Origin of the sequence: Enterococcus phoeniculicola ATCC BAA-412, from assembly GCF_000407505.1 — a bacterium.
GTDB lineage: Bacteria > Bacillota > Bacilli > Lactobacillales > Enterococcaceae > Enterococcus_K > Enterococcus_K phoeniculicola.
On sequence record NZ_ASWE01000002.1, the window covers coordinates 759,673 to 783,085 of the forward strand.

Below are 23,413 nucleotides of genomic sequence, written 5' to 3' on the forward strand. Positions count from 1 at the left end.
CTGAAAATTAGTCAAATCTGTCTGAGTGTCTAAATAAAGTAGTGTATCCTTTGACCGTTATTTATTTGTAGTACATACTGATGAAGTAATCAATCATTTTATATGAAGGAGGAATTTCAATGTATTACAGCAATGGGAATTACGAAGCATTTGCTCGTCCGAAAAAACCAGAAGGTGTCGATTATAAGTCAGCGTACTTAGTCGGTTCTGGATTGGCCTCATTAACAGCTGCTGCTTTTTTGATACGTGATGGTCAAATGAAAGGCGAAAATATTCATATTTTAGAAGAACTTGATTTAGCAGGTGGAAGCTTAGATGGTATTTTAAATCCAAGTCGCGGGTTTATCATTCGCGGCGGTCGTGAAATGGAAAACCATTTTGAATGTCTTTGGGATATTTTTCGCTCAATTCCTTCTCTTGAAGTAGAAAATGCTTCTGTATTAGATGAATTTTATTGGTTAAACAAAGAAGATCCAAACTATTCAAAATGTAGAGTGATAGAAAAACAAGGACAAAATGCTCATACAGAAAATAAATTCACATTAACCGATAAAGCATCTGAAGAAATGGTCAAACTATTTTTGACTTCAGAAGAAGAATTACAAGATAAAAAAATTACCGATGTCTTTTCAGAAGACTTCTTTGAATCAAATTTTTGGCTCTATTGGTGTACAATGTTTGCATTTGAAAAATGGCATTCTGCTTTAGAAATGCGCCGCTATATTATGCGATTTATTCATCACATCGGCGGTCTTCCGGATTTATCTGCTTTAAAATTTACAAAATACAATCAATATGAATCTCTTGTTTTACCTTTAGTAAATTATTTAAAAGAGCATAACGTTGATTTTGTTTACAATACAGTCGTTGAAAATGTTCTCGTTGACACGAATGGAGATAGTAAAATTGCTCATACACTTGTCTTAAATCAAAATGGTGAAAAGAAAACGATTGATTTAACTGAAAATGAGTTAGTTTTTGTAACGAATGGCAGTATCACTGAAAGTACCACATATGGTGATAATAATCATCCAGCACAACCAACAAAAGACTTGGGCGGCAGCTGGCAGTTATGGAAAAATCTTGCTAATCAAGATGCTTCATTTGGGAAACCTGAAAAATTCTGTGAAAATTTACCTGAAGAAAGCTGGTTTGTCTCTGCTACATTAACGACCTTAGATGACAAAGTGGCTCCTTACATTGAAAAAATAAGCCAACGTGATCCGTATGCAGGAAAAGTAGTTAGCGGAGGAATTGTGACAGCTAAAGATTCAAGCTGGCTAATGAGCTACACCCTAAACCGTCAGCCACATTTTAAAAATCAGCCAAAAGATCAGTTGGTCGTATGGATTTATGGATTACTTTCCAATAAACCCGGCGATTTTATCAAAAAAAGTATTACTGAATGCTCCGGAAGTGAAATTGCACAAGAATGGCTTTATCATATCGGTGTACCAGTGGACCAAATTCCTGATTTAGCCACTCATTCATGTAATACAATTCCTTGTTACCTCCCTTATATCACCTCGTACTTTATGCCAAGAGCATTAGGTGATCGACCACTTGTCGTTCCAGAAGGATCAAAAAATTTAGCATTTATTGGAAATTTTGCGGAAACACCAAGAGATACAGTATTTACAACAGAATATTCTGTTCGAACAGCAATGGAAGCAGTTTATACATTATTAAATGTAGACCGAGGAGTTCCTGAAGTCTTTGCTTCTGCCTATGATATTCGAACATTGATGAGCTCTTCTGCACGTTTGTTGGATGGACGAAAAATTACAGATGTCAAAGTTCCTTTTCTTGTCAAACATCTTGAAAAGAAAGGAATTGAAAAATCAAAAGGCACGATGATTTATGAATTGTTGAAAGAATCTGGCTTGATTTAACTCGTTAAAAATATTTAAATGAAAAAATAGAAAAGAACGATTTTCTAGTGGTTAGGCTACTCAAGGCGTCACTCATTGAGAAGACATCACTGAAATCGTTCTTTTTTTGTTGAAATGATTTGATTTTTTATCTAGTGAGCAAAATTAGCTTTCTTTAAGAAATATATTCCTCTTCTTATATCAGTTTTAGGATTTCAATCGCTTATTTCTTCTAACAAGAAGAAAAACGACAACCGCTTGAACAATTAACAGGCCAACAAGAGCAATTATGTACCAAGGAATGCTCTTTGATTCGACGGTTACGTCCTGCTTATTTAATGATTCGGCTTTTTTTGCTTCAATGGTAAAGGTTGGACGAGCACTCCATTTTTTTTCTTTTGATTTCACGTTGAATACTACCTCATAATTCCCTGCTTTAAAGGTTTCTCCCTCTAATGGAATATGGTAGATAAATCCAGAGTTGGGTGCCATACTCATTTGTTCTTGACTACCCTTTGTTACTTCTTTTCCATCTAACAGTAACTGATAATCAACTTGTACATCCTTAATATACGTTGGTTTCGTATTTTCCATCGTAACTGCAACAATATTGCGATAATTTTCCTGAGTTGCTTTTGCATCACTGATAAGTACTTCTGGCTGAATCACTTTGGAATGATTGTGTAGTAACAAGGCAATTTCTCTGGAAAAGATATTTTTTATATTCCCGTCTACTTTTTCAGTTGAAATCTCTTCAAAGTAAATTCCCCCTGCCAATACTCCATCAAATGATTTTTCGGGCATTTTTATTTCAACAGGTAGCTCTTTTTCTTCATCAGGAGATAGCGTAATTGATTCTTTGTTTACATTGACGAGTTCTTCAATGTTGTAGGGCATACTTTTTGTCGTATCTTTATTAATACCTGAGTATTCAATCACCCCAGAATGATTGGTAATTGCTCGATGAAATCCAACAGAAAGCTCAATTGTTTGTTTACTTGTATTTTTTAGAGTAATAAACACTGTCTGTTTTTCTTTTGGCTTTAACGTCAAATCAAAATAAGAAATTTCTTTATTTTTCTGATTTTCCGGCAGTTGAATTTGCGCTTCAAAAGAATCAAGAGAATCTGCTACCGCAACAGATAAGGGAAAAAGAAATAATAAACCAAAAATAATGACTATCAATGGGGTACGTCGTAAAGATTGCTGCATAAAGATCACTCCTTTTTAAAAGATTCTGGAACATAACTATAAAAGTTACGTCCAGATCTCCTAAAACTTTTAATAAAGGTTGATAAAGGGCACTCATCTCCTAAATATAAGACTTTTTGAGTTGAGAATTTTGGAAATAAGTTGAGATTCTCGAGATTGGGACAGAAGTGTTCAGCTCCGAGAAATAAGAAGGAATTCACGAAGATTGTTCCTCAAATCTTTGGGAATTTCAGCTTATTTTCGAAGCCTTCAACTCTAGCATGTTCCATGCGTAGAAGTTGTTGAGAGCGAAACGCAGTGGAGATGAGTTACTTCTGTTCCAGCCGTTTATTAAGGTTTTACAAAGGTGGGGTATAACTTAATTAGTTATGTCCCACCTTCGGAACTAACTTTGGCATAAAAATTGTGTAGCACTGGGAATCAGTCACATCCAAAGACAATCTTTTCTGTTTCCTATCATTTTTGTGAATACCTTCTCATCACTGCGAATCTCGGAATGGATTCCTTCTTTTCTATCCTCTTTTACTTCTTGCAAAAAATTCTTTTTTAGATGCCTCTTAGTATTTAAATAGTAATTTTTTGTTCAACAGCCTTGATTTACGGAGTTGAAGAAAACGTCCAATTCAGAGTCGTTTGATAGTTTGCTGCTTTTTTACTATGATCTTTTGGCACAAACAGTGTAAATTTTTGCAAGGCTAATGAAGTTTCCCCCGCTCCCTCAGAAGCATTGGCTGTCATTACATTTTCAGTGGTTCCTACAGTTAATTGTTTAACCGTATTCGTAATGTTAGGTCCAACAGGTGGATTGCCCACGTTATTGGTGATTGCTCCAGCGGTAATAGATAATGCAGCTCCAGTTAAGGTGTTGCTTCCTGCAGTAAATTGAGTGGTTTGAACTAACTTGATATTCCAGCCTTGAGCATTTCCACCTCGATTATCACTAACGGATACGCTGCCAGTTGTAGCAGGAGATGCTTGCGCCCCATCGCTTGTAGCTGTCCACGTTTCATCTGTTTTTGATTGAATTTCATGTGAACCAAAATTCAAATCTTTCGGCAGAGTCGCTGCAGGATCAAAAACGACAGTTCCTGCTGAATAATTAACAACGGCATTAGTTTGAGCGGCACTTGCTAGTGGCGTATATACAGCAAACGCTCCTACCAATAAACTTCCAGTAAATAAAACGGCACTTTTTTTCATTTGTTTCTCCTCCTATAAGTAATAATTGATGTACCTAAAACTAAAGAGATAAGAACAAAACCTGTGACAGACATGGATAAATATTTTTTTTCATTTGTTTTTGGTAACGATTTCTCTATTATTTGATTATTCATTTTCTGAGTTGAGCTATTTTCTTTTAACTGACTAGATTCTAAATATGAAGACTCTGAAGTACTTGAGTCAGTTGACGAGTGATAATAAGTGACATTGCCATTTGTTACCTGAGAAAAACCAGTAGTTGAAAAACAAAAAAGAAGACTTACTGCGACAGACAGATAAATAAAAAATTTACGCATCTTTTCACCCCACAATTTACGGACCGTCTGTTAAAGTCCAAACCAATGTTGTCTGGTAGGTTCCTGTCATTTTTCGCGTGTTTTTGGGAACGAACAAGTCAAATTGATTGATTGCTAAGGAAATCCCCCCTTTCGCTGCTGAATTTTTCACCGATATAAGTTCTTTTTGTGTATTTAATGCTAAATCAACTGTCGTGTTCGCCACACTAGAAAAATCACTTGATGGAAAGTTTCCCGTTACACCACCTGCAAGTATTTTTAATGTGCCGGTATTCAATTGACTTGCGCCATTTTGCCAAGAGGTTGTTTGCATGACTTTCATTTGCCAATTTTTTGTTTTAGTACGTGTATCCGTAATGGAGATAGTGGCCGTTACATTTTGACTATTTGACTGTGCGGTAAATCGTTCATCAGCAACCGTTTGTATTTTATGCGTGCCAAAATCTAAATTGGTTGGTAAAAGATTTTCTTGAAGAGACAGGTATTCTCCCTGGAAATAGATAAATGTTTGACTACTAGATCCGCTAATTAAAGACACTGTAATCGCAGAACTTTTGACAACTGTCCCAATAAATTTAGTATCTAAATTGGTTGTATAGGTGGTAGTAGGTCCTGATACAAGTGTGGGCATTTTCACATCTGTATTACCTAATGTAGAAGCATCAGCAAGCTGTTGAATAATTGGACCGGTTCCTGTAAGTGTTGGAATCACTGTATTTAAGGCAGCTACTAGTGGCGTTCTCACTAAATCAATTGCTGAGTTGATAGCTACTGCAACTAGATTTGAAGCAATATCGCTACCCGTTGCTTTTAGATTCTTCACTGCATTTAATAAATTTGTTAATATGACTGCTAAGTTACTTCCTAGAACAGGGCCTAACCCTTTATCTACTGAGGTTGTAATCAATCGTTTATCTGAAGAAAGAACTTGTGGTTGATTAAATGATGCTTGTCCAAAGTTTTCAAAACTTTTAAGTAGTGCTAGCTGAGTATTTACTTCGGCTAGATTAATTGTTACACCAGACAAGCTTCCTAATGCACCAGAACTAATTCGAGCAATCAGATTAGTTAAGTCACCAACTAAAGTGAGAACATTTGCTAATAAAGCAACTTTACTTAAGTCAACAGTTACGTTGGTTTGAAGGGCTGCATTTCCATTTGGTAGAACACGCCCGACAAGCTCTTCTGGAATTAACAATACTGCCGTTTTCTCTCCGGTTAACACGTTAGTGCTGACAAGTGAGTTGCCTGTAATTTCAAAAGTAACGGGTTGATTACTTGCTTGCTGAGCCCAACGATTACTTGTTGTCGTTCCACTAGTATTTGTTACTTTCAGATTTGATAGTATTTCAACATCTAAAATCGCACTGTACACTCTTTGTGTTGACATGAAAAAGATAGGAAATAAGCAGATGAAAATAAAAAATAATTGCTGTAATATACGTATCTTAAAGAGAGGATGCTTTTTTTCTCGATCCAGAACAAACTTTTTCACAATCTCCCTCCTAACTTTTGAAATCCCTTTCTTCAAAGCTATTATAGGATATGAAAGATAAACTCTAAACTATAATGCACTTTTATTTTTTCTATTTAATGAATTTATATATGGAGAATAAATAGCATGTGTATTTATAGAGTAGCCTGCAATAAAAAGTATATAAAAAAGAACCAATAATTATATTGTTACGCTATGTACTCATAAAGAAAACAAAAATATAGTTCCCCATAACTTGAACAAGTATCCAAGTTATGAGGAACTATATGATAAACTAACCTTTTAGGCCTTACAGCTAATAATGTTATGCTTATCGAATTTTTCTAGTTTCAAAAGTTTATTTAGTCAAGTGGAATTAAGTAAACTTTTGAATACGGTGTACCTGAAAATATATTTGAAATCATATTTCCACGACCTACCTGATGCCATGTTTTATTTTCAGAAGGAGTATTCCCCCAGAAAAAAGCGATATGACAGTCATAGTTTGGCTTTGTAAAATCTGCTTCAAAATAGATAATGTCACCTTTTTTTGCTTTTCCACTTTTTAATAATTCATCAACAGAATTAAATGAATAGCTCATTGTATTCTTGAGAAGTGCATCTCGCCAATTATAAGCATTCGCTAATCCTCCATAGGCATTCGCAACATTCGTAATACTTCCCATTTTCGCACCGGTTTTCTTAACAACGTAGGCAACAAAACCTGTACAATTCATACCTACACCATAGCCATTAGGTGCACCTCTAGGCACCATGAATCGCTCTGCATTTGAGTAACCACCTGCACCCAGACCTTTATATGGCGTACCTAGGTAGAAATTATCATTTTGATGACGGCTTAATTCATTCACTATTTTGGCACGGGAAGTCCCCATGTAAGAAGCGGCAGTTTTCTTTTCTTTTGTTGCACTTGCATTAATATAACCTATCCATTTTCCATTAGTGTCATAAAGAGAATAATATTTACTACCGTTAAAATGGTTATAGAATCGTTTAGCTTGATAATTTTTATTGACCATTGATTTAGTTGATTGTTTTTTATTCCATTTGAAATCCTTCCAAACTGAATAGTTTCCTTTTGTAACAGTTACGTAAGTTGATTTATTAATAACAGCCCCTTGTGCCCCGCTACCTACTTTAGCTGCAGAAGCATTAATATAACCCATCCATTTATTATTTTTATCATATAAAGAATAGTAGATACTTCCATTAAAGTGATGGTACTCTACTTTCGCTTTAAATGTCTTATTCTGAATACTCTTGGAACTTGCTTTTTCCTTCCAGCTAAAGTTACTCCAAACACTATAGCCACCACTCGTTACAGTAACATATTTAGGCTTTGCAATGGCAGTTCCTTGCTGTCCGCTTGCTACTTTTGCAGCAGAAGCATTAATATAACCCATCCATTTATTATTTTTATCATATAAAGAATAGTAGATACTCCCATTGAAGTGATGATACTCTACTTTCGCTTTAAATGTTTTATTCTGAATACTCTTGGAACTTACCTTTTTCTTCCAGCTAAAGTTACTCCAAACACTATAGCCACCGCTCGTTACAGTAACATATTTAGGTTTTGCAATGGCAGTTCCTTGCTGTCCGCTTGCTACTTTTGTGGCAGAAGCATTAATATAGCCCATCCATTTATTATTTTTATCATATAAAGAATAGTAGATACTTCCATTAAAGTGATGGTACTCTACTTTCGCTTTAAATGTCTTATTCTGAATACTCTTGGAACTTGCTTTTTCCTTCCAGCTAAAGTTACTCCAAACACTATAGCCACCACTCGTTACAGTAACATATTTAGGCTTTGCAATGGCAGTTCCTTGCTGCCCGCTTGCTACTTTTGTTGCAGAAGCATTAATATAGCCCATCCATTTATTATTTTTATCATATAAAGAATAGTAGATACTTCCATTAAAGTGATGGTACTCTACTTTCGCTTTAAATGTTTTATTCTGAATACTCTTGGAACTTGCCTTTTCCTTCCAGCTAAAGTTACTCCAAACACTATAGCCACCACTCGTTACAGTAACATATTTAGGCTTTGCAATAGCAGCTCCTTGCTGTCCATTTACTTCACTTACCTGCTTCTCATCAATATATCCATACCATTTATCTTTATTATCATATAAAGAGTAGTAGGTATGTTCGTTATAATGATTGAAACTTTCTTTTACTTTAAATGTTCTGTTTAATAAATTCTTTTCAGAAGACTGAGTTTTAAAATCAAAAGATTGCCATAACTGATAATTTTCGTTTAACAATGAGACATACTTATTTTCTCTAATATTTATTCCTTGAGGTCCTTCCCCCACCGTTACTTGACTTTCTTCGATATAGCCAATCAGAAGATCTTTGTTACTGTACAGTGAAAAATATTTTTTCCCATTTTCGTTTATATAATATTCTTTTACATGAAATGTTTTTTGGAAAAACTGTTCTTTGTTATCAATAGGTATCCAATCAAAGTCTTTCCAAATATCAAATTGTTCACTTGTAATAGTTACATATGAGTCTATCTCAACTGGCGTTCCTTGAGCTTCAGTTTCTTTTTCTTCTTCGAGAGCACTAGGTGACTCTTGACTTTCTACTTCACTACTTTGAGTAGTAGATTCGATAGCTTCATCTTTGGACACCGTTTCTATAGTTGACTCCACAGTAGACGAGTCAGCTGGTGTATTCGTTTCATTTGTAGCCGAGTCATCAGGTACTGTTACTTCTTCAGTATTTTCCTCAACTATTTCCTTGCCTTCGTCATTAGAAACCGTTGATTCATCCAGTAAACCTTCATTAAGGTTAGCTGTTTCATATGTATGATTCGCTTGATCTGCAGCTTGAGCAAACACAGGTGAAAATGAACTAGATAATAATGATAAAACAATCCCCAACTTAACAAATTTTTTCATTTAAATCCCCCTATTTATCAACACTTTTTCTATCATATTTAAGTAATTATATCAGTTATTTAATTGTTTGTATATTTGATATTTCTACTTATCAAAGGTAATTACACAAGGAAACTCTACAGATAGTAGATGATGTAAACAGATTACTGATTTGAGCATTTACACTCTTGGGTGACATAAATGAAACAAGATGTGACATTTTGTCATTAGAATCGAGACTATGGGTATGACTTTTCCCCATTTTCTACCAAGCTTTAAAGAGTCCAAAACATAACTCAGTGAGATATATTTCAGACTCTTGGTATTACTTAATCAAGTCAATTCTTTGCTCGAAATAATTCTCAGTACATTCAATAATTAATGTGATATCTTGCATTTTTTTAGTTTCTAGTCGTTCATTTAATTCCATCAAATCCTCGGAATCTAATGAAATCTCAAAATTTTTTGTTTCTTTTGCTTCAAGTTGTATTTTTTTAAATCCTTTTAATTCTTTCACTCGAGTAACTACTTTTTTCTGGTGGCTCTTGATATAAATCTGAATCACCTCGGCTCCAGCGTAACTACCAGTGTTTGTGATAGTTCCACTGATTATGAGTGCATTTGAATCATTTCTAGCAATTAATAATTCATTTAAGCTAAACGTTGTATAGGATAGACCATACCCAAAAGGAAAATCTGGCTTTCCAGGATTATCTGCATAATCTTTCTTGAAAGCGATCTCTCGATAATTGTAGTATACAGGTAGTTGTCCGTTATGTCTTGGAATTGACATTGTTAATTTGCCTGAAGGAGACTCTTCAAATAATATAGAAGCGATTGCCTCCCCACCATGTTCACCTGGATAACCTGCAACAAGGATTGCATCTAAATAGGGTTCTACTTCAGATAGTATATGGGGACGACCTTGAATAAATACACCAATCATTGGTTTTCCTAGGTTACTCAACTCCTTCACTAATTCCACTTGAGCCTTTGGAATTCGTAAATCAGCTAGGTCAATATTTTCACCACTTGTCATTTCATTCGATCCTGATAAAGCAGCGCCATTTGCATCAAATTGAGTTGTAAAATCACGGGCACTAGAACCGCCAAGAACGACAATAATTTTATCTGCTTCTTTACTCACTCTCACTGCTTGTGAAATTCCATCAGGTAATTTAGAAACAATATTCGAGCCTTGATGGTAGACGATATCAATATGATTTTCCTTACATTTTTGTTGAAGCCCCTCTAATACTGTGCTACACTCACGCTCATTTTTGAATGGTGTGTAATCACCTAACTGATTGTAGAGACTATGTGCGTTAGGACCGATGACAGCTAAAGAATTTAGTTGCGATTGACTTAGAGGTAGCACTTGTCGTTCATTTTTTAATAGTACAATCGATTCTTTCGCCATTTGTGTAGCAGTTAATTTCTTTTCTAAAAGTGGAACGTCTTCGGTAGGAGCCATGATATCTTCAAATAAGCCCATTTTATTTTTTAAATTGAGAACTCTCAATACCGCAGTATCCAAAATTTTTTCTGAAAGTGCTCCCTGTTCTATGGCTGTTTCCAAATGAGGAAACACTTCATCCCATAGACTGATATCGACGCCGCTTTTAATTGCCCAAACGGCTGCCTGTATCGGATCTTCTGTGATTTCAACCAACCTGTCTAAAGCACAACCATCTGCCATTACAGCACCTGTAAAACCTAGTTCATCTCTTAATAGCTCATTTAATAATTGCCCATTCCCATGACAGGGGATACCATCGATATCATTATAGGCAGCCATGGTCATCTGAGCACCTTGTTTTATCCCCTGTATCATTGGAGGCAAATGAATTTCTCTAAATTCTCTTTGTCCAATTCCTACTGGACCAGAGTTATGTCCTCCCATTCCAGAGCCTTGGGCGGCAAAATGTTTCAATACAGCTAAAACGTGTTGATTGTCTATTTTCTGGTTTGGTTTCCCTTGTAAACCTTCAACAGCAGCAATCGTAAATTGGCTTGTTAAAAAAGGATCTTCGCCATAACATTCTTCTGTACGTCCCCACCTTGGGTCTCTTGAAACATCCAAGGTAGAGATTAATCCTAAATGAGCTCCCTTTATTCTCAGTTCACGAGCAACTATTTGTTGTAGCTTTTGATATAATAATGGATTCCAGCTCATTCCAACAGTACTATTTGTTGGTGTGGTCAAAGAATCAAGCGCTTGATGTCCATGTGGGCACTCTTCTGAAAGAAAAGTTGGAATCCCAAGTCGTGTATTCTTCTTTAGGTAGTCTTGAACAAGGGAACTTACTTGTTTCGCCTCTCCAATTGACAAGCCTGTCTCTTGATTTTTTCCTGACCACGGATCAGAGCGAAATACACCATAAATACAGCCAATTGAGCCCCAGCGTTGAACCTCTTTTTTGAATTTTTCAGTTAAGAAAATACTGCCTGCTTTTTTTTCATATATTTCCCATCCGTAAAGTCTTTGATTTAGCTGTCCAACCTTTTCTTTCAGCGTCATTTTTTGTAGCAGTTTTATCATATTCATTTCTATTTTTCTCTCCTAGCTACACTGTATACAGTTTAATGGTTTGAATTTCAAATGGATGGAAATGAACAAGGGTTTGATTATGCTCGATAGTTAGCTCCTCTAACTCGTTTTCCAACAAATCACACAAAAACACACGGGATACTTTTTTATTAAGAAAAACAGGTGCTAACATATCATTATTATGAAACTCGTACATTCTAACAATCACCTGGTTTCCTTTTTCGGATAATTTTATCGTATCAATTAAAATATTTTTTTCATTACAGATACACCAACTTTCTTTTTTGGAGATTTCCGGTAATAAATCATCTGACACGTCACTAACAATTGCTGGCGTGTTTAAATCTAATGCCTCTTCTACTGTATTTCCATCTTTCCAGCCGCCCTGATGAGGGAACATAGCATAGATAAACTGATGCTTCCCTTGATCAGCTTCTGGATTTGGGTCTGTAGCAGATTTAATTAACGTAATACCTATTTGTTTATAGTCAACATTGAACCCATATTTACTGTCACTCATGATACTTACTCCATAGTTTCCTTCAGATAAGTCGACCCATTTTTGACCACAGACTTCAAATCTTGCCTGATCCCATGATGTGTTTGTATGAATTGGACGTTCAACATTTCCAAATTGAATATCAAAGGTTGCCTTAAGTGTGTTCACTTCAATTGGAAATAGAGCTTTTAATAAAACATGCTGTTGATGCCAATCTACAGTTGTTTCAAAATCAATTCTTTCACTATATTTATAGAAATGAATGAATTGCTGAATAAAAGAGTCTTCAAAAACTCTTTCTATAAGAATCGTTTGACGAATATGCCCATCTTCTATTAACTTAGCTGAACAAACAGAGTGAACCGGCCATGATTTTTCCTGATAATAGATATCAATATCCCATGCATCAAAATTAAGAGGCAAATCCTCATACGCAACAAGTTGATTTAGTACTTGCCCAGGAGGAACAATTTCTCTTTCTCGTTGTTTATCAAACAAAGAAACAATTTCAAATGAGTCATTAAATCGAACTTTATAATAGGTTGTCTCAAAATAGTTTGTCAGAGTCTTTTTTTGTTCCGTATAATCTTGTTCACCAGTTTTGACAGCATCAGCACAGCGCTTTTTCTCTAAAAGTTTAGAACTTAGTGCTGGAAATTCAGGGAGATAAACCAGTACCTCACCGGTTGAGGTCGTTTGCTGACATACATCCTTACCATCAAGCGTTAGCCGTTCGTTAGGGTGCAGTGGAACCTTAGCTAACATGTTTCTAGTCTTTCCAAGAGGATTGTAGATTAACACAGCAGTGGACGAATGTTCCTTGTCGACAAACAGCTCTTTAATCAGTGCTTTTCCTAATTCCGCTGTCTCTTTGTATTCCAAGTCAGTTTGATCATAGACCTCTTTTATTGAGCTGCCGGGAAGCGTGTCATGAAATTGATTTAATAAAGTTAATTTCCACATTTTATCTAATTGATTTTTAGGATAGTCCGCAAGATTATACTGCGCAAAAATCTTTTCAATTGATTGAAGCATTGTCTCTGTTTGACGATTGTTCTTTTTATTTTTTGCCATCGAAGTATAGGTACCTCTATGATATTCAAAATAAAGTTCACCTCTCCAACGTGGAACCTTTTTATTTTTTAACCGGTTATCTAGCCGTTGAAAATAGTCTTGAGGAAATCCAGATTGAACTTTTGGAATTCCTGGAAGTCCATTTTTTAAACGAGAAGCGGTTTCCAACATCTCTCGGGTGGGGCCTCCTCCTCCATCTCCATAGCCATACGCAACAAGCACCTCATCATTTATTGTCTTTTGTTGATAGCGATCCCAGCTTCCTTTTACAGAATAGGGGTCTAATAGTCCATTATAGGTTGTATAGTACGGAGTCGGACTATATCCCTCACTAACTGTCGTAATAAAATGTGTTAATACTTCACTGCCATCTATTCCCTGCCAATAAAACGTGTCAAAAGGAATTTGATTAAATTGATTCCACGAAAGTTTTGTCGTCATAAAGTAAGGTGTATTTGTTTTTTTTAATATTTGTGGCAATGCTCCCGAATAACCAAATACATCAGGTAACCACAATACCTGACTTTCTTTATCGAACTCGTCTTTAAAAAATTGCTTTCCATGAATGATTTGCCGTACTAAAGACTCACCGGAGGTTAAATTACAATCGGCTTCCACCCACATAGCGCCTTCTGGTTCCCACCTATTTTCAGTTATCTTTTTTTTGATTTCCTTGTATAGCTCAGGGTATTTTTCTTTTATAAACTGATACATTTGTGGCTGACTTTGAATAAATGTGTAGTCAGGATATTCCTGCATTAGTTTAAGAACTGTTGAAAAGCTACGCTGTCCTTTTTCAATTGCTTGTTGAACCGTCCAAAGCCATGCAATATCGATATGTGTATGACCAACAGCCAAGACAGTGGCCGTTTGATGAAAATCTTCTCTCTGATAGAGATGTTTTTGCAAGTAATTACTTGCTTTTTTTACTCCAAAATAGTAATTATCAGAATAGTCTGTTCGAAAATCAAGAAATTGAGCTGCTTCTTTCAACACTTGTTTATAAATTAATTCATGCTCCGTATTTCCCAGAATTGAACGCCAACTCTCTAGAGCAACCAAGAAATCATAGTAACAGTTTCGAGTCGGTCTATCGACTTGTTGTAAATATATAAACAATGGGAATTGTTTCTCTTCTCTTCCACTAAAAATTTCTAATCGTAAAGAGTGTGTTTCACCATGAATTCCTTTTGGTAAAAGTACCTCCCTATGATTAACGTCCAAAGCTTGAATTAACTCATCATCAAGATAAAAGCTAATCTGCGGGTTTGTTGCATTGTCCCATTCTGTTTCGGAAGAATAAATTCCTAAGCTAAGTTCCTCTTCTATCCAATCATCAGGTATGGTAAATTCTCCGCTGATTGTATAATACTGATTCTTTTTTCCAAAATATTGACCCGATTGATAGTCAATATAGCTATCGCCATCCTTAAGCGTTAATTCTTTTAGCGGGATTTTTCTTTTGATTTCTCGCTTTTTTAGTTCTTGATTTAGTCGCTGAATTCTTTCTCTTGTTAACATAACTGCTACTCACTTTCCCATAATTTTTCTGCATAAGCTTTCATCGGATCAAGAAGTTTCTTCATGACTTCTTCTTCAGATAATGCATCAGGTTGATCACTCCAAATAGAAAAAGATGCACCAATGATATTAGAAAGCTGAGCTTGTGTAATCTGCTGATTTCCTGCAAAGACGTTGATAGACCATTCGTTTTTAATTTTCTCTGCGTCAGGATAACTGTAGCCAGCTGCTTCTCCCAAAACAAAGTAAAAATAGTTATCATTAAAATTAATTACCTCATAGCCTTTTTCAAGGTAACTGTCTATACTTGCCATATGTTTATTCCAGCGTGTCCAATAAGTTATCTGGACATCTTTAGAGAGTGTCTGAATAGAAGACTGATTTTTCCGATAAAAACCATCACTCCACACGCGGGGAATAAAGCCTGCTTTTTTTGTCTCTTCAATTAGTCGATTCGTGTAATCAACATATAGTTCAATTCCCGTTGCCTCACTGCCAAATCTTTTTTTAGCTACTGCTTGGAGAAGGGGATATTCATGAAACGAATCAAAATCTATAAATTCATCTGCTCCAAGGTGAAAATACGTACTCTCTTTAAATAAATCAAAATACTCAAAAAGTAGTTCATAAACAGCTGACACTGCTTCTGGATTAGTGATATCTAATGCTCGATGATCCAAAAACTCATTCGGCTCCCCTACTCGATTCAGACGCCATTGAGGATAATTAGTTAAGAATTTTTTTAAATGTCCAGGAGTGTCTAATTCTGGAATAATTTGTATATAGTGCTTTTTTGCGTAAGAAATAATTTCTTTAACTTCTGATTTCGTCAAATATTCTTCTGAAACGATGGATGGATAAGAAGATGATTCAATACGAAATCCTTCATTATCTGAAAAATGTAGTTGCAGTGTATTTAATTTCAGCTTACTCATCAAATCAATCAAAGAGAAAATCCATTCCTTAGAATAATGTTTTCTGCCAATATCCAATAATAAAGCACGTTCATTCATCAATGATTTATAAGTTATTTTTTGTCTAGAGAGATCTTTCTGATTCTTATATTCTTCAAACCCATAAAATAATCCTTCCATTGATGAAGACCGAATTTCTGCAAGTCGTTCTTCGTACAGAATTTCAAAATCTGCTGTGCTCTGTTGTTCATTATTTATAAGGGTAAACACCATGGAAGATTGATAGTCAAATTCGTCAAGCCAACTGGAAATGAGTGCTTCATCTCTTGATTTTTCATTTATTAACCAAGTATTAAAAGTAAACGAATGTTCTTTTTGATTGTTTTTGCTTTTCATTTTTTATTCTCCTATTATTTCACTTATTTTCTTTTGCTAAATTGATTCGAATCCCAATCGCATCTTTTTCAGTGGTTTCAATTTTATATAAGTCATTTTCAAAAGAAGTGAGAGTATCTTGGCAAGATAATACTGAAATTTCTTCAATTCTATCCATATTAAGACCAAGTGTAGTTACATCGAGAAAAATAGAAGATGTATCCTCCTCTAATAAATGATACGCAAAAACAGTTTGGTCTTTTTTTGTGAGCTTCCATTTTTTATTTACAGCATTAATTATCGGGCGCGTTCCATAGATTCCCTCTCCGTAACTATCTAGCCAACTACCTAATCCCGATAACAAAGACTCTGCTTCTGCTGGTAAAGTACCATCTGGTTTAGGACCCACACCAAGAATTAAGTTCCCTCCTTTTGTTACCACATTAACGAGCAAATGAATAATTTCTTTTAGAGACTTATAGTGGTCATTTGGAACATATCCCCAGTTGTTTGCTAGAGGAATATTACTTTCCCAAACTTTTTTTGGTGGAGTCTCAGGAACTGCACGTTCTGGCGTAACATAATTTTCATATGCACCACCAATTGTTCGATCCACCATGATTAAATCCTTCTGAAGACGTCTTAGCTTTTCAGCAAGCTCTGCCATTTTGAGATCTTCTCCAGTTTGTGGTCCAACCCATCCAGCATCTAGCCATAAAATATCAACTTCTCCATAGTTCGACATAATTTCTGTCAATTGTCCGTGAACAAAATGAACAAAGCGTTGCCACATAATTGGGTCTTCTTGCGGATCGTAGCTTGTATACCTACCCACAGGAACTTGACCGGGAACCCAATAATAAGGAGAATGCCAATCTGCTTTTGAATAATAAGCACCCACTGCCATTCCTTCTTTTCTGAAGGCTTCAAACGTTTCTTTTAGTACATCGCTTTTTGAATTTTCATGGAATGGAAAACGTTTAGATGTAATTTTATAATCTGATAGTTGAGTGTCATACATAGAAAAGCCATCATGATGCTTTGTTGTAAATAACATATATTTGAATCCAGCATCTTTGCACTTTTTTGCCCAGTCATCTGGCTGGAACTTCACTGGATTAAATGAATAACACAGATTCCAATAGTCCTTTCTCAATGTATTTAGGTCTTTTCTCCATGGTTTCTTTCTTGCCCAATCATCTTCTGCTGATAGCTGCCATGATTCGACAATCCCTGCTTCTGCATAAAGTCCCCAATGGAAAATAACCCCTAATTTCATATCTTGAAATGCTTCTAATTTTTTTCTCAAGCCTTCGGTTATTCCAATGGTTGTATCCTCATCAAATCCTTTATTTGTTTCAATATCGCCACGAATTGTCATTAGTTTCTCCTTTTTATAAAAAAAGTGAGAAATCTGAGCTGCTTAATTACTCAGCATTATTTCAGATTTCTCACAAAATTCATCCATTTATTTTATTTTTTCCACTCATCATACTGTGTTTGCATTTCGTTTATCACTTCATCAAGACCGGCTGCTTCCATTTTTTTCTTCATTTTTGCAAGATTTTCTTCTGGATCAACCGAACCTGTATTAATTAAATTCTTAAATTCTTCCTGAACATTATTTAATGCCGCAATTTGTGTAGATACGCTAGTTGTATCAAAATTAAATCCTAATGCTGGGGAAGGAGTCGCAGAAGCATTGTATTCTTTCAATGTTTCCCATTCATCAGTTGGTGCACCCTCTGCGTGGTAAAGATTGAAGTAGCTTCCAAACATATAATAAGGTGTCGTGTAATTACTGTGAGCATCCAACCATTTAATTGTGTCATCGCCAGTTTTTTCATAATGAGTTCCTTCAATCCCGTAGGCTAATAGATTCATCAAGACTGGATCTGTATTTACTGCTTCCAGAAGCTTCATTGCTTCTTTTGGATGTTTAGAATTTGCACCAACAACGGTTCCAGATCCGACAGCAGAAGCATTTGTTACGATAGAATCAGTCATTTGAGTGACAACAACCTCTTTTTTCACTTGGTCTTTTACGGTCGCTGTATCCAATGGCCCCATTACTGTTGACGTAACGAACCAATCTTTTCCAACGATATCAGTTTGTTTTGCTAAAGCGGCATTTTCATTGATATAGCCCTCTTTCATGAATTCACGTACTTTAGTAACTCGTTCTTCATAAGGTTTTTCAAAATAATAGTCGGTAATCTTGTCTTGATCTCCCTCTAAATTTATACCAACAGACGTGTTTAATTCATCAAATTCATAAGGATTTTTATAGCCTTCTGACATATACCAAGGGAAGATTCCTTCTTCCTCTTTGATTTTTTTCAACCAAGGTTCTAAATCATCATACGTTTTTATGTCTTCATACGGTACCTTATATTTATCGACTAATTCTTTATTAAATACAAAAAATTCGGTTGCGGCAATTTCTTTTTGCGTTGGAACAACATAAATCTTTCCATCTATTTCTGCACCTTGCCAAAATTTCTCATCTAAGGAGCTTTTTAAGCTTTTATTGTCACCATTTAAATATTCTGTAATGTCTAAAAATCCACCTTTTCTTGCATTTGTCAGGTAGTTAAAGCCACCTAGCCATGATGCTGTAAAGGCTAGGTCAAAAGATTCACCTGCATTTACAAGGGCGCTCATCTTTTGATCGTACTCTCCCCAATCAATTTGATTCAGCGTTACTGTAAGTCCATATTTCTCCTTTGTATACTCATTCACTGCATCATTCACTTTTTCAATATCTTTTTGAGGGATCCCGGTCATATACCAGGTCAAATTAACTGTGTCAGAATCTTTCGTGTCCTCTTTTTTATTTCCACATCCTGAAACAAAAATAGTTAATAAAGCAAGAATGGCAATTCCTAACATTTTTTTACCTTTAAACATAAATAAATCCTCCTATATTTTTATTAGATGAGTTTTTCTCATCTATTTTACCCTAAACTATTCTTTTACTGCGCCAATCGTTAATCCACCAATAAAATATTTTTGGAAAAAAGGATAAGCAATAAGGATAGGTGCAGTAGATAAGACAACTACTGCCATTTTTATGGTTTCTGTCGGAAGAGAATTATTCGCAGTCATCCCCATTTTTCCAGCATTATTTGCAATAAATTCGATATTTGTTTCCATTTTCATAAGAAGATACTGCAAAGGAACAATTTTATTACTATCGATATATAAAAGTGCGCTAAACCAGTCATTCCAGTATCCTAATGTTAAGAACAAGGCAATAGTCGCAAGCCCTGGTAGCGACAATGGAAGGATAATTTTGAAATAGATTGTCCATTCACTTGCCCCATCCATGTAAGCAGATTCAATTAATGCTTCTGGAACTGACATCTGATAAAATGTTCGAAGAATCATAATGGAAAAAGTACTCATACATAGAGGTAAAATTAGCGACCATACGGAGTTTCTAAGTCCAAGTATATTTACAATAACAATATAGTTTCCTATTATCCCACCGCTAAAAAGCATTGGAATAATAGAATACTTGGACAAAAATCCACGGTAAGCATATTTTTTACGTGAAAGCGTATAGGCAAATGTAGACATTAGAAAAACACCGATAATTGTCCCGACAACAGTAACGAAAATCGTTGTCCCAAAAGATTTAAAGACTGCCCCATCTTCAAAAATCATTTTGTAAGCATCCAGGCTCCACTTATCTGGAATAAATTGATATCCAGTTTTTTGAATTGTTTCTGAATCTGTAAACGAAATAATGATGACTAAGATAAAAGGAATGACACTTAATAAAGCAACAATCCCTAACAAAATCGTTAAAAATACATTTGAGCCCTTGCTTACTCGACCAAATCTATTTAATGATTCACCTAATGTGACTTGTTTTTTTTCTTCCAAAATAACATTCCTCCTATCTAAAATAGACTTTGCCCTTTATCAATCTTCTTCACGATACCATTTGTAATGAGTACTAGGATAAACCCGACAACAGACTGAAGTAGCCCTCCTGCTGCAGATAACCCGATATCTCCCATCGTTGCTAGTCCTCGATAAATATACGTGTCAACCGTTTGAGTAACAGGAATAAGAGCACCAGAATCTTTTGGCACTTGATAAAAAAGTCCAAAATCTGATCGGAAAATGCCCCCCACTGCTAAAATTAAAAGAATCACGATAACAGGTCGCAGCATTGGTAAAGTAATGTGCTTAATTTGCTGCCATTTTGATGCACCATCCAACATTGCAGCTTCATAATACGACTTGTCAAATCCGCAAATAGCTGCTAAATAAATAATCATATTGTATCCCATTGTTTTCCAGATTGAGACTAATGTTAAAATAAACGGCCAATATTTTGGCTCCATGTAAAATTGGATAGGTTTTACTCCAATCGTTTTTAATAGTCCATTTACATACCCACCTGTCGGATCTAAGAAAGCAAAAACAATATAGCTGACTACAACCATTGATAAAAAATAGGGAATAAATAATACACTTTGATAAAGTTTGGATAATTGCTTGCTGAATATTTCATTTAACATAAGAGCCATTGCCAGAGGAATAATAATACCCATTAAAATAAAAATCACATTATAACCCACTGTGTTTCGAATGATTAACGAAGCATCTCCACTTTTAAATAAAAAATTAAAATTATCTAATCCAACCCATTCGCTCTGCATAAAGCTTTCAAAAAAATTTCCATGTAAGCGGAATCGTTTAAATGCAACAAAAATTGCAAACATAGGCAAATAAGAGAATAGTGCAAACCAAATAATTCCCGGGGCTGATAAAATAAACAGCTCTTTGTTTTTAAGAAAGCGGCGCCATTTCCTTTTTATTTTCCCTTCATTTCTTCCTTTTTTTTCTTCAGAACTTATCTCCATAATCTCTGCCTCCTCGTCTTCATGTAATAAGCATACAGAATAGAAAACGCTTCCTCAATTGGTAAAATTTCACATTTATTGTATGAATTATAGTTACATTCGTCTTCTGTATGGAATGCATAGACAATTAATTTGAAGTCATTTATATTGTAAGTAAGCGCTATCTAAAAGAAAGGATTTCTATACAATGAAAAAAATAGTTCCTACTAGTTTCCATTCAGTGACTCAATTAATTATTCGTTTAATTCTTTTAAATGTCATTTTTTTACTGGCAAGTTTCCCAGTAGTCTGCCTCCTTTTATTTGCGGGGATTGAACGGATCCATTCTTATTCTCTATTATTTTTTTTATTTAGCTTGCCTGTTGCTCCTGCTTCAGTTGCTTTATTTCGCTGTACATTTTCACTTATTGATACGCCTGAAGAATCTGTATACAAGCTGTTTCTTCATTCTTACAAACAAGCTTATTCTAAGGAGCTGATTCCTTTATTTTTTATTCACAGTCTTTTTTTCTTACTAAGCTTTGATACGACGATTTATGCTCTATTTCCAAAATTGAGTCTTCTTTCCCCCTTTTATTTTATTATTCGATTTGTTGGGATGGGGCTGTATCCCATTTTTTGTATGGAGATTTCTTTATTTAAAAACCCAATTCGTGCGGTTGTTCAAAATGGCTTCATTCTTTATTTTTCAAAACCGCTGTTAATTCTCTTAACAATTGGTTATTTTTTATTTATGCTACTTATGCTAAATGAGCTGCCCGCTTCTCTTGTATTCTTTTCATTTAGCTTGTTTGCTTATTTGTATAGTAGTTTTAATTATTCGGCATTAACTGATAGAATAGCAAAGAGCAAATGACCGTGAAGGACTGACAAAAATGACGTTTCAACAAACTCTTGAGAAATTAAATATTTTTAAAATTAATGCATTTCGACGAATTTTCCAGCAATATTTATTCATTATTATCGGTGTTGTCACCATTCTTTTTTTTGTTTTCCATTCTTATGTCTTAAATATCAAACAAGAAAAAAAGAATATTTTAGCAAATAATTATGTAACTCTCAAAACAGAGATAATAAAAGAACAAAATATTGTAGATACACTTACGAATGAACTTTTTATTCAACAACCAGATTTAGATGATTTAAACAATTTTCTTAAGCTAAATTATACAGAGTACTTTGAATATAAAACGGATCGCTACATGAATAGTGAGTCTTCTAATTACTTTGGAACGCTTAGCTTTATAAAAAAAATATTTTATTCCTATCCTAATTTTTCTGATATTATACTCTATGATAAAAAGACTGAGACACTCACTATTTTCTCAAATAAAGGTTCTGATTTTCTAACACGATATGAAAAGAAACTTCCAGATAAAATTTTAACTACAAAAGAAATTACTTCACTGGTTTTACAGAAAAATGAAGATGCATTGTTATCTTTTCATAAAACACTGAATAATCCTACAACACTAGATAATGTGGCAGATATATATTATGTTTTCGATAATCAACCTATCTATGATGAACTAACGAAAAAAAATGTAGATTCTGCTGGAGAGCTTTTCTTAACTGAAGAGAATCATCCTCTATATCACACATTAAACGATTTTCAGCACGCAAAAACATCGTTAACTGAAGTACAACATGAGAATCTCTCCTCAACTTATCAAGTAACAAGTAAATATAATGCAAAAAAAATCTGGAGGTCTATTATTCACCTCTATTTTTATTTCATGCTTATCGCTATTTTAATTATTCTTGTTTCTTTTCCAGTAATTGTTCACCACTTGAGAAATTTAGAAGGAAAAATTTTTTTGATTTCACAAAAAATGACGGCGATTCAACAAGGAAACTTTTCTTTTACAGCTAAAGAAAATGAGCCTAACAGAACAGATGAATTTGGGTTAATTCAAAATGGATTAGATGAGATGGCCAATCAGTTGAAACGATACATAGACGATGTATATGTAAGTGAAATTAAACAAAAAAACTATCAAATGAAAACATTGCGCTCGCAAATAAATCCTCACTTTCTCTATAACACTCTTGAGTCGATTCGTATGAAGGCAATTATTAATGGCGATGATTCTGTAGCAGAAATGCTCTACAATACTTCTCGTTTATACAAAAATATGATTAAAGGAAAAGAGCTGATTTCATTGAGTGAGGAATTAAGCTTTTGCGACTCTTATCTGCGTCTTTTCGAGCTACGTTTTGAAGATACTCTTTTTTACGATATTTCGATTGAAGAAGGCTTGGAAGAAGCTATGATTGAAAAACTTTCCATCCAACCTTTAATCGAAAACTATGTGGTTCATGGAATTGATTCGACTTCAGACAATAATTTTATAGAAATCACCTGCGAACAAAAAAATGATGACATCCTTATTTCAATTAAAGATAATGGGAAAGGAATTCCCAAAAAGCAGCTCGTTTTTATTCAACAACAATTAATGAATAACGCGATTGAATCAAGTGATTCAATGGGCCTATTGAATGTTAATTATCGAATTAAGGAACTTTTTGGAGAGGAGTATGGAGTAGAAATAAGTAGAAATGACTGGGGTGGAGTAACTGTCTTTCTAAGAATTCCAAAAAAATAAAGGGGGA

At 34.8% G+C, this 23,413-nt stretch carries 15 protein-coding genes; 3 read left to right on the forward strand and 12 right to left on the reverse strand.

From position 1 onward, the window contains the following. The first annotated feature begins 119 nt into the window (after positions 1-119). The gene (locus I589_RS10300) at positions 120-1,892 is read left to right on the forward strand and encodes an oleate hydratase (RefSeq protein ID WP_010767499.1); all 1,773 of its coding nucleotides are present in this window, start codon (positions 120-122) and stop codon (positions 1,890-1,892) included. 186 nt (positions 1,893-2,078) lie between these two features. Here I589_RS10300 and I589_RS10305 read toward each other — a convergent pair whose 3' ends face one another. The 12 genes from I589_RS10305 to I589_RS10360 form a co-directional block, all read right to left on the reverse strand. Continuing rightward, on the reverse strand, positions 2,079-3,083 hold the full coding sequence (locus I589_RS10305; RefSeq protein ID WP_010767498.1) for a WxLIP family cell surface protein: 1,005 nt from the start codon (positions 3,081-3,083) through the stop codon (positions 2,079-2,081). Between the two features lie 597 nt (positions 3,084-3,680). After that, a complete protein-coding gene (locus I589_RS10310) occupies positions 3,681-4,283 on the reverse strand; it encodes a WxL domain-containing protein (protein WP_010767497.1) in 603 nt (200 codons plus the stop codon). Continuing rightward, positions 4,280-4,600: an LPXTG cell wall anchor domain-containing protein gene (locus tag I589_RS10315; RefSeq protein ID WP_034684974.1), complete on the reverse strand. Its 321-nt coding sequence runs from the start codon at positions 4,598-4,600 to the stop codon at positions 4,280-4,282. Before I589_RS10315 ends, I589_RS10310 begins: the two co-directional genes overlap by 4 nt. A 16-nt stretch (positions 4,601-4,616) precedes the next feature. Next, positions 4,617-6,095, reverse strand: coding sequence for an adhesive domain-containing protein (locus tag I589_RS17870; RefSeq protein ID WP_010767496.1), 1,479 nt, complete (start codon positions 6,093-6,095; stop codon positions 4,617-4,619). A 341-nt stretch (positions 6,096-6,436) separates the two neighbouring features. After that, positions 6,437-9,007: a hypothetical protein gene (locus I589_RS17875; protein WP_016250108.1), complete on the reverse strand. Its 2,571-nt coding sequence runs from the start codon at positions 9,005-9,007 to the stop codon at positions 6,437-6,439. 304 nt (positions 9,008-9,311) lie between these two features. After that, on the reverse strand, positions 9,312-11,534 hold the full coding sequence (locus I589_RS10330) for a glycoside hydrolase family 3 N-terminal domain-containing protein (protein ID WP_010767493.1): 2,223 nt from the start codon (positions 11,532-11,534) through the stop codon (positions 9,312-9,314). A 19-nt stretch (positions 11,535-11,553) separates the two neighbouring features. Next, the gene (locus I589_RS10335; protein ID WP_010767492.1) at positions 11,554-14,631 is read right to left on the reverse strand and encodes an alpha-mannosidase; all 3,078 of its coding nucleotides are present in this window, start codon (positions 14,629-14,631) and stop codon (positions 11,554-11,556) included. A 5-nt stretch (positions 14,632-14,636) separates the two neighbouring features. After that, positions 14,637-15,941: a family 20 glycosylhydrolase gene (locus tag I589_RS10340; protein WP_010767491.1), complete on the reverse strand. Its 1,305-nt coding sequence runs from the start codon at positions 15,939-15,941 to the stop codon at positions 14,637-14,639. 19 nt (positions 15,942-15,960) lie between these two features. Continuing rightward, positions 15,961-17,301: an alpha-L-fucosidase gene (locus tag I589_RS10345; RefSeq protein ID WP_010767490.1), complete on the reverse strand. Its 1,341-nt coding sequence runs from the start codon at positions 17,299-17,301 to the stop codon at positions 15,961-15,963. Between the two features lie 92 nt (positions 17,302-17,393). Then, the gene (locus I589_RS10350) at positions 17,394-18,830 is read right to left on the reverse strand and encodes an ABC transporter substrate-binding protein (RefSeq protein ID WP_010767489.1); all 1,437 of its coding nucleotides are present in this window, start codon (positions 18,828-18,830) and stop codon (positions 17,394-17,396) included. Between the two features lie 57 nt (positions 18,831-18,887). Next, complete coding sequence (locus I589_RS10355) at positions 18,888-19,811, reverse strand: carbohydrate ABC transporter permease (protein ID WP_010767488.1); 924 nt, start codon at positions 19,809-19,811, stop codon at positions 18,888-18,890. A gap of 17 nt (positions 19,812-19,828) precedes the next feature. Beyond that, positions 19,829-20,800 (reverse strand): ABC transporter permease, encoded by a 972-nt coding sequence (locus tag I589_RS10360; protein ID WP_010767487.1) that lies wholly within the window; start codon positions 20,798-20,800, stop codon positions 19,829-19,831. Positions 20,801-20,987: 187 nt separating this feature from the next. Between I589_RS10360 and I589_RS10365 the strand changes: the two genes are divergently transcribed. Next, positions 20,988-21,656, forward strand: a complete 669-nt coding sequence (locus tag I589_RS10365) for a DUF624 domain-containing protein (protein WP_010767486.1) — start codon at positions 20,988-20,990, stop codon at positions 21,654-21,656. Between the two features lie 19 nt (positions 21,657-21,675). Further along, positions 21,676-23,406, forward strand: a complete 1,731-nt coding sequence (locus I589_RS17880; protein WP_010767485.1) for a sensor histidine kinase — start codon at positions 21,676-21,678, stop codon at positions 23,404-23,406. Positions 23,407-23,413: the final 7 nt, after the last annotated feature.

What these genes read in the sequence shown, in the direction of transcription:
- I589_RS10300 (WP_010767499.1), top strand. Translation starts at nt 120, where the DNA reads ATGTATTACAGCAATGGGAATTACGAAGCATTTGCTCGTCCGAAAAAA.
- I589_RS10305 (WP_010767498.1), bottom strand. Translation starts at nt 3,083, where the DNA reads ATGCAGCAATCTTTACGACGTACCCCATTGATAGTCATTATTTTTGGT.
- I589_RS10310 (WP_010767497.1), bottom strand. Translation starts at nt 4,283, where the DNA reads ATGAAAAAAAGTGCCGTTTTATTTACTGGAAGTTTATTGGTAGGAGCG.
- I589_RS10315 (WP_034684974.1), bottom strand. Translation starts at nt 4,600, where the DNA reads ATGCGTAAATTTTTTATTTATCTGTCTGTCGCAGTAAGTCTTCTTTTT.
- I589_RS17875 (WP_016250108.1), bottom strand. Translation starts at nt 9,007, where the DNA reads ATGAAAAAATTTGTTAAGTTGGGGATTGTTTTATCATTATTATCTAGT.
- I589_RS10330 (WP_010767493.1), bottom strand. Translation starts at nt 11,534, where the DNA reads ATGAATATGATAAAACTGCTACAAAAAATGACGCTGAAAGAAAAGGTT.
- I589_RS10335 (WP_010767492.1), bottom strand. Translation starts at nt 14,631, where the DNA reads ATGTTAACAAGAGAAAGAATTCAGCGACTAAATCAAGAACTAAAAAAG.
- I589_RS10340 (WP_010767491.1), bottom strand. Translation starts at nt 15,941, where the DNA reads ATGAAAAGCAAAAACAATCAAAAAGAACATTCGTTTACTTTTAATACT.
- I589_RS10345 (WP_010767490.1), bottom strand. Translation starts at nt 17,301, where the DNA reads ATGACAATTCGTGGCGATATTGAAACAAATAAAGGATTTGATGAGGAT.
- I589_RS10350 (WP_010767489.1), bottom strand. Translation starts at nt 18,830, where the DNA reads ATGTTTAAAGGTAAAAAAATGTTAGGAATTGCCATTCTTGCTTTATTA.
- I589_RS10360 (WP_010767487.1), bottom strand. Translation starts at nt 20,800, where the DNA reads ATGGAGATAAGTTCTGAAGAAAAAAAAGGAAGAAATGAAGGGAAAATA.
- I589_RS10365 (WP_010767486.1), top strand. Translation starts at nt 20,988, where the DNA reads ATGAAAAAAATAGTTCCTACTAGTTTCCATTCAGTGACTCAATTAATT.
- I589_RS17880 (WP_010767485.1), top strand. Translation starts at nt 21,676, where the DNA reads ATGACGTTTCAACAAACTCTTGAGAAATTAAATATTTTTAAAATTAAT.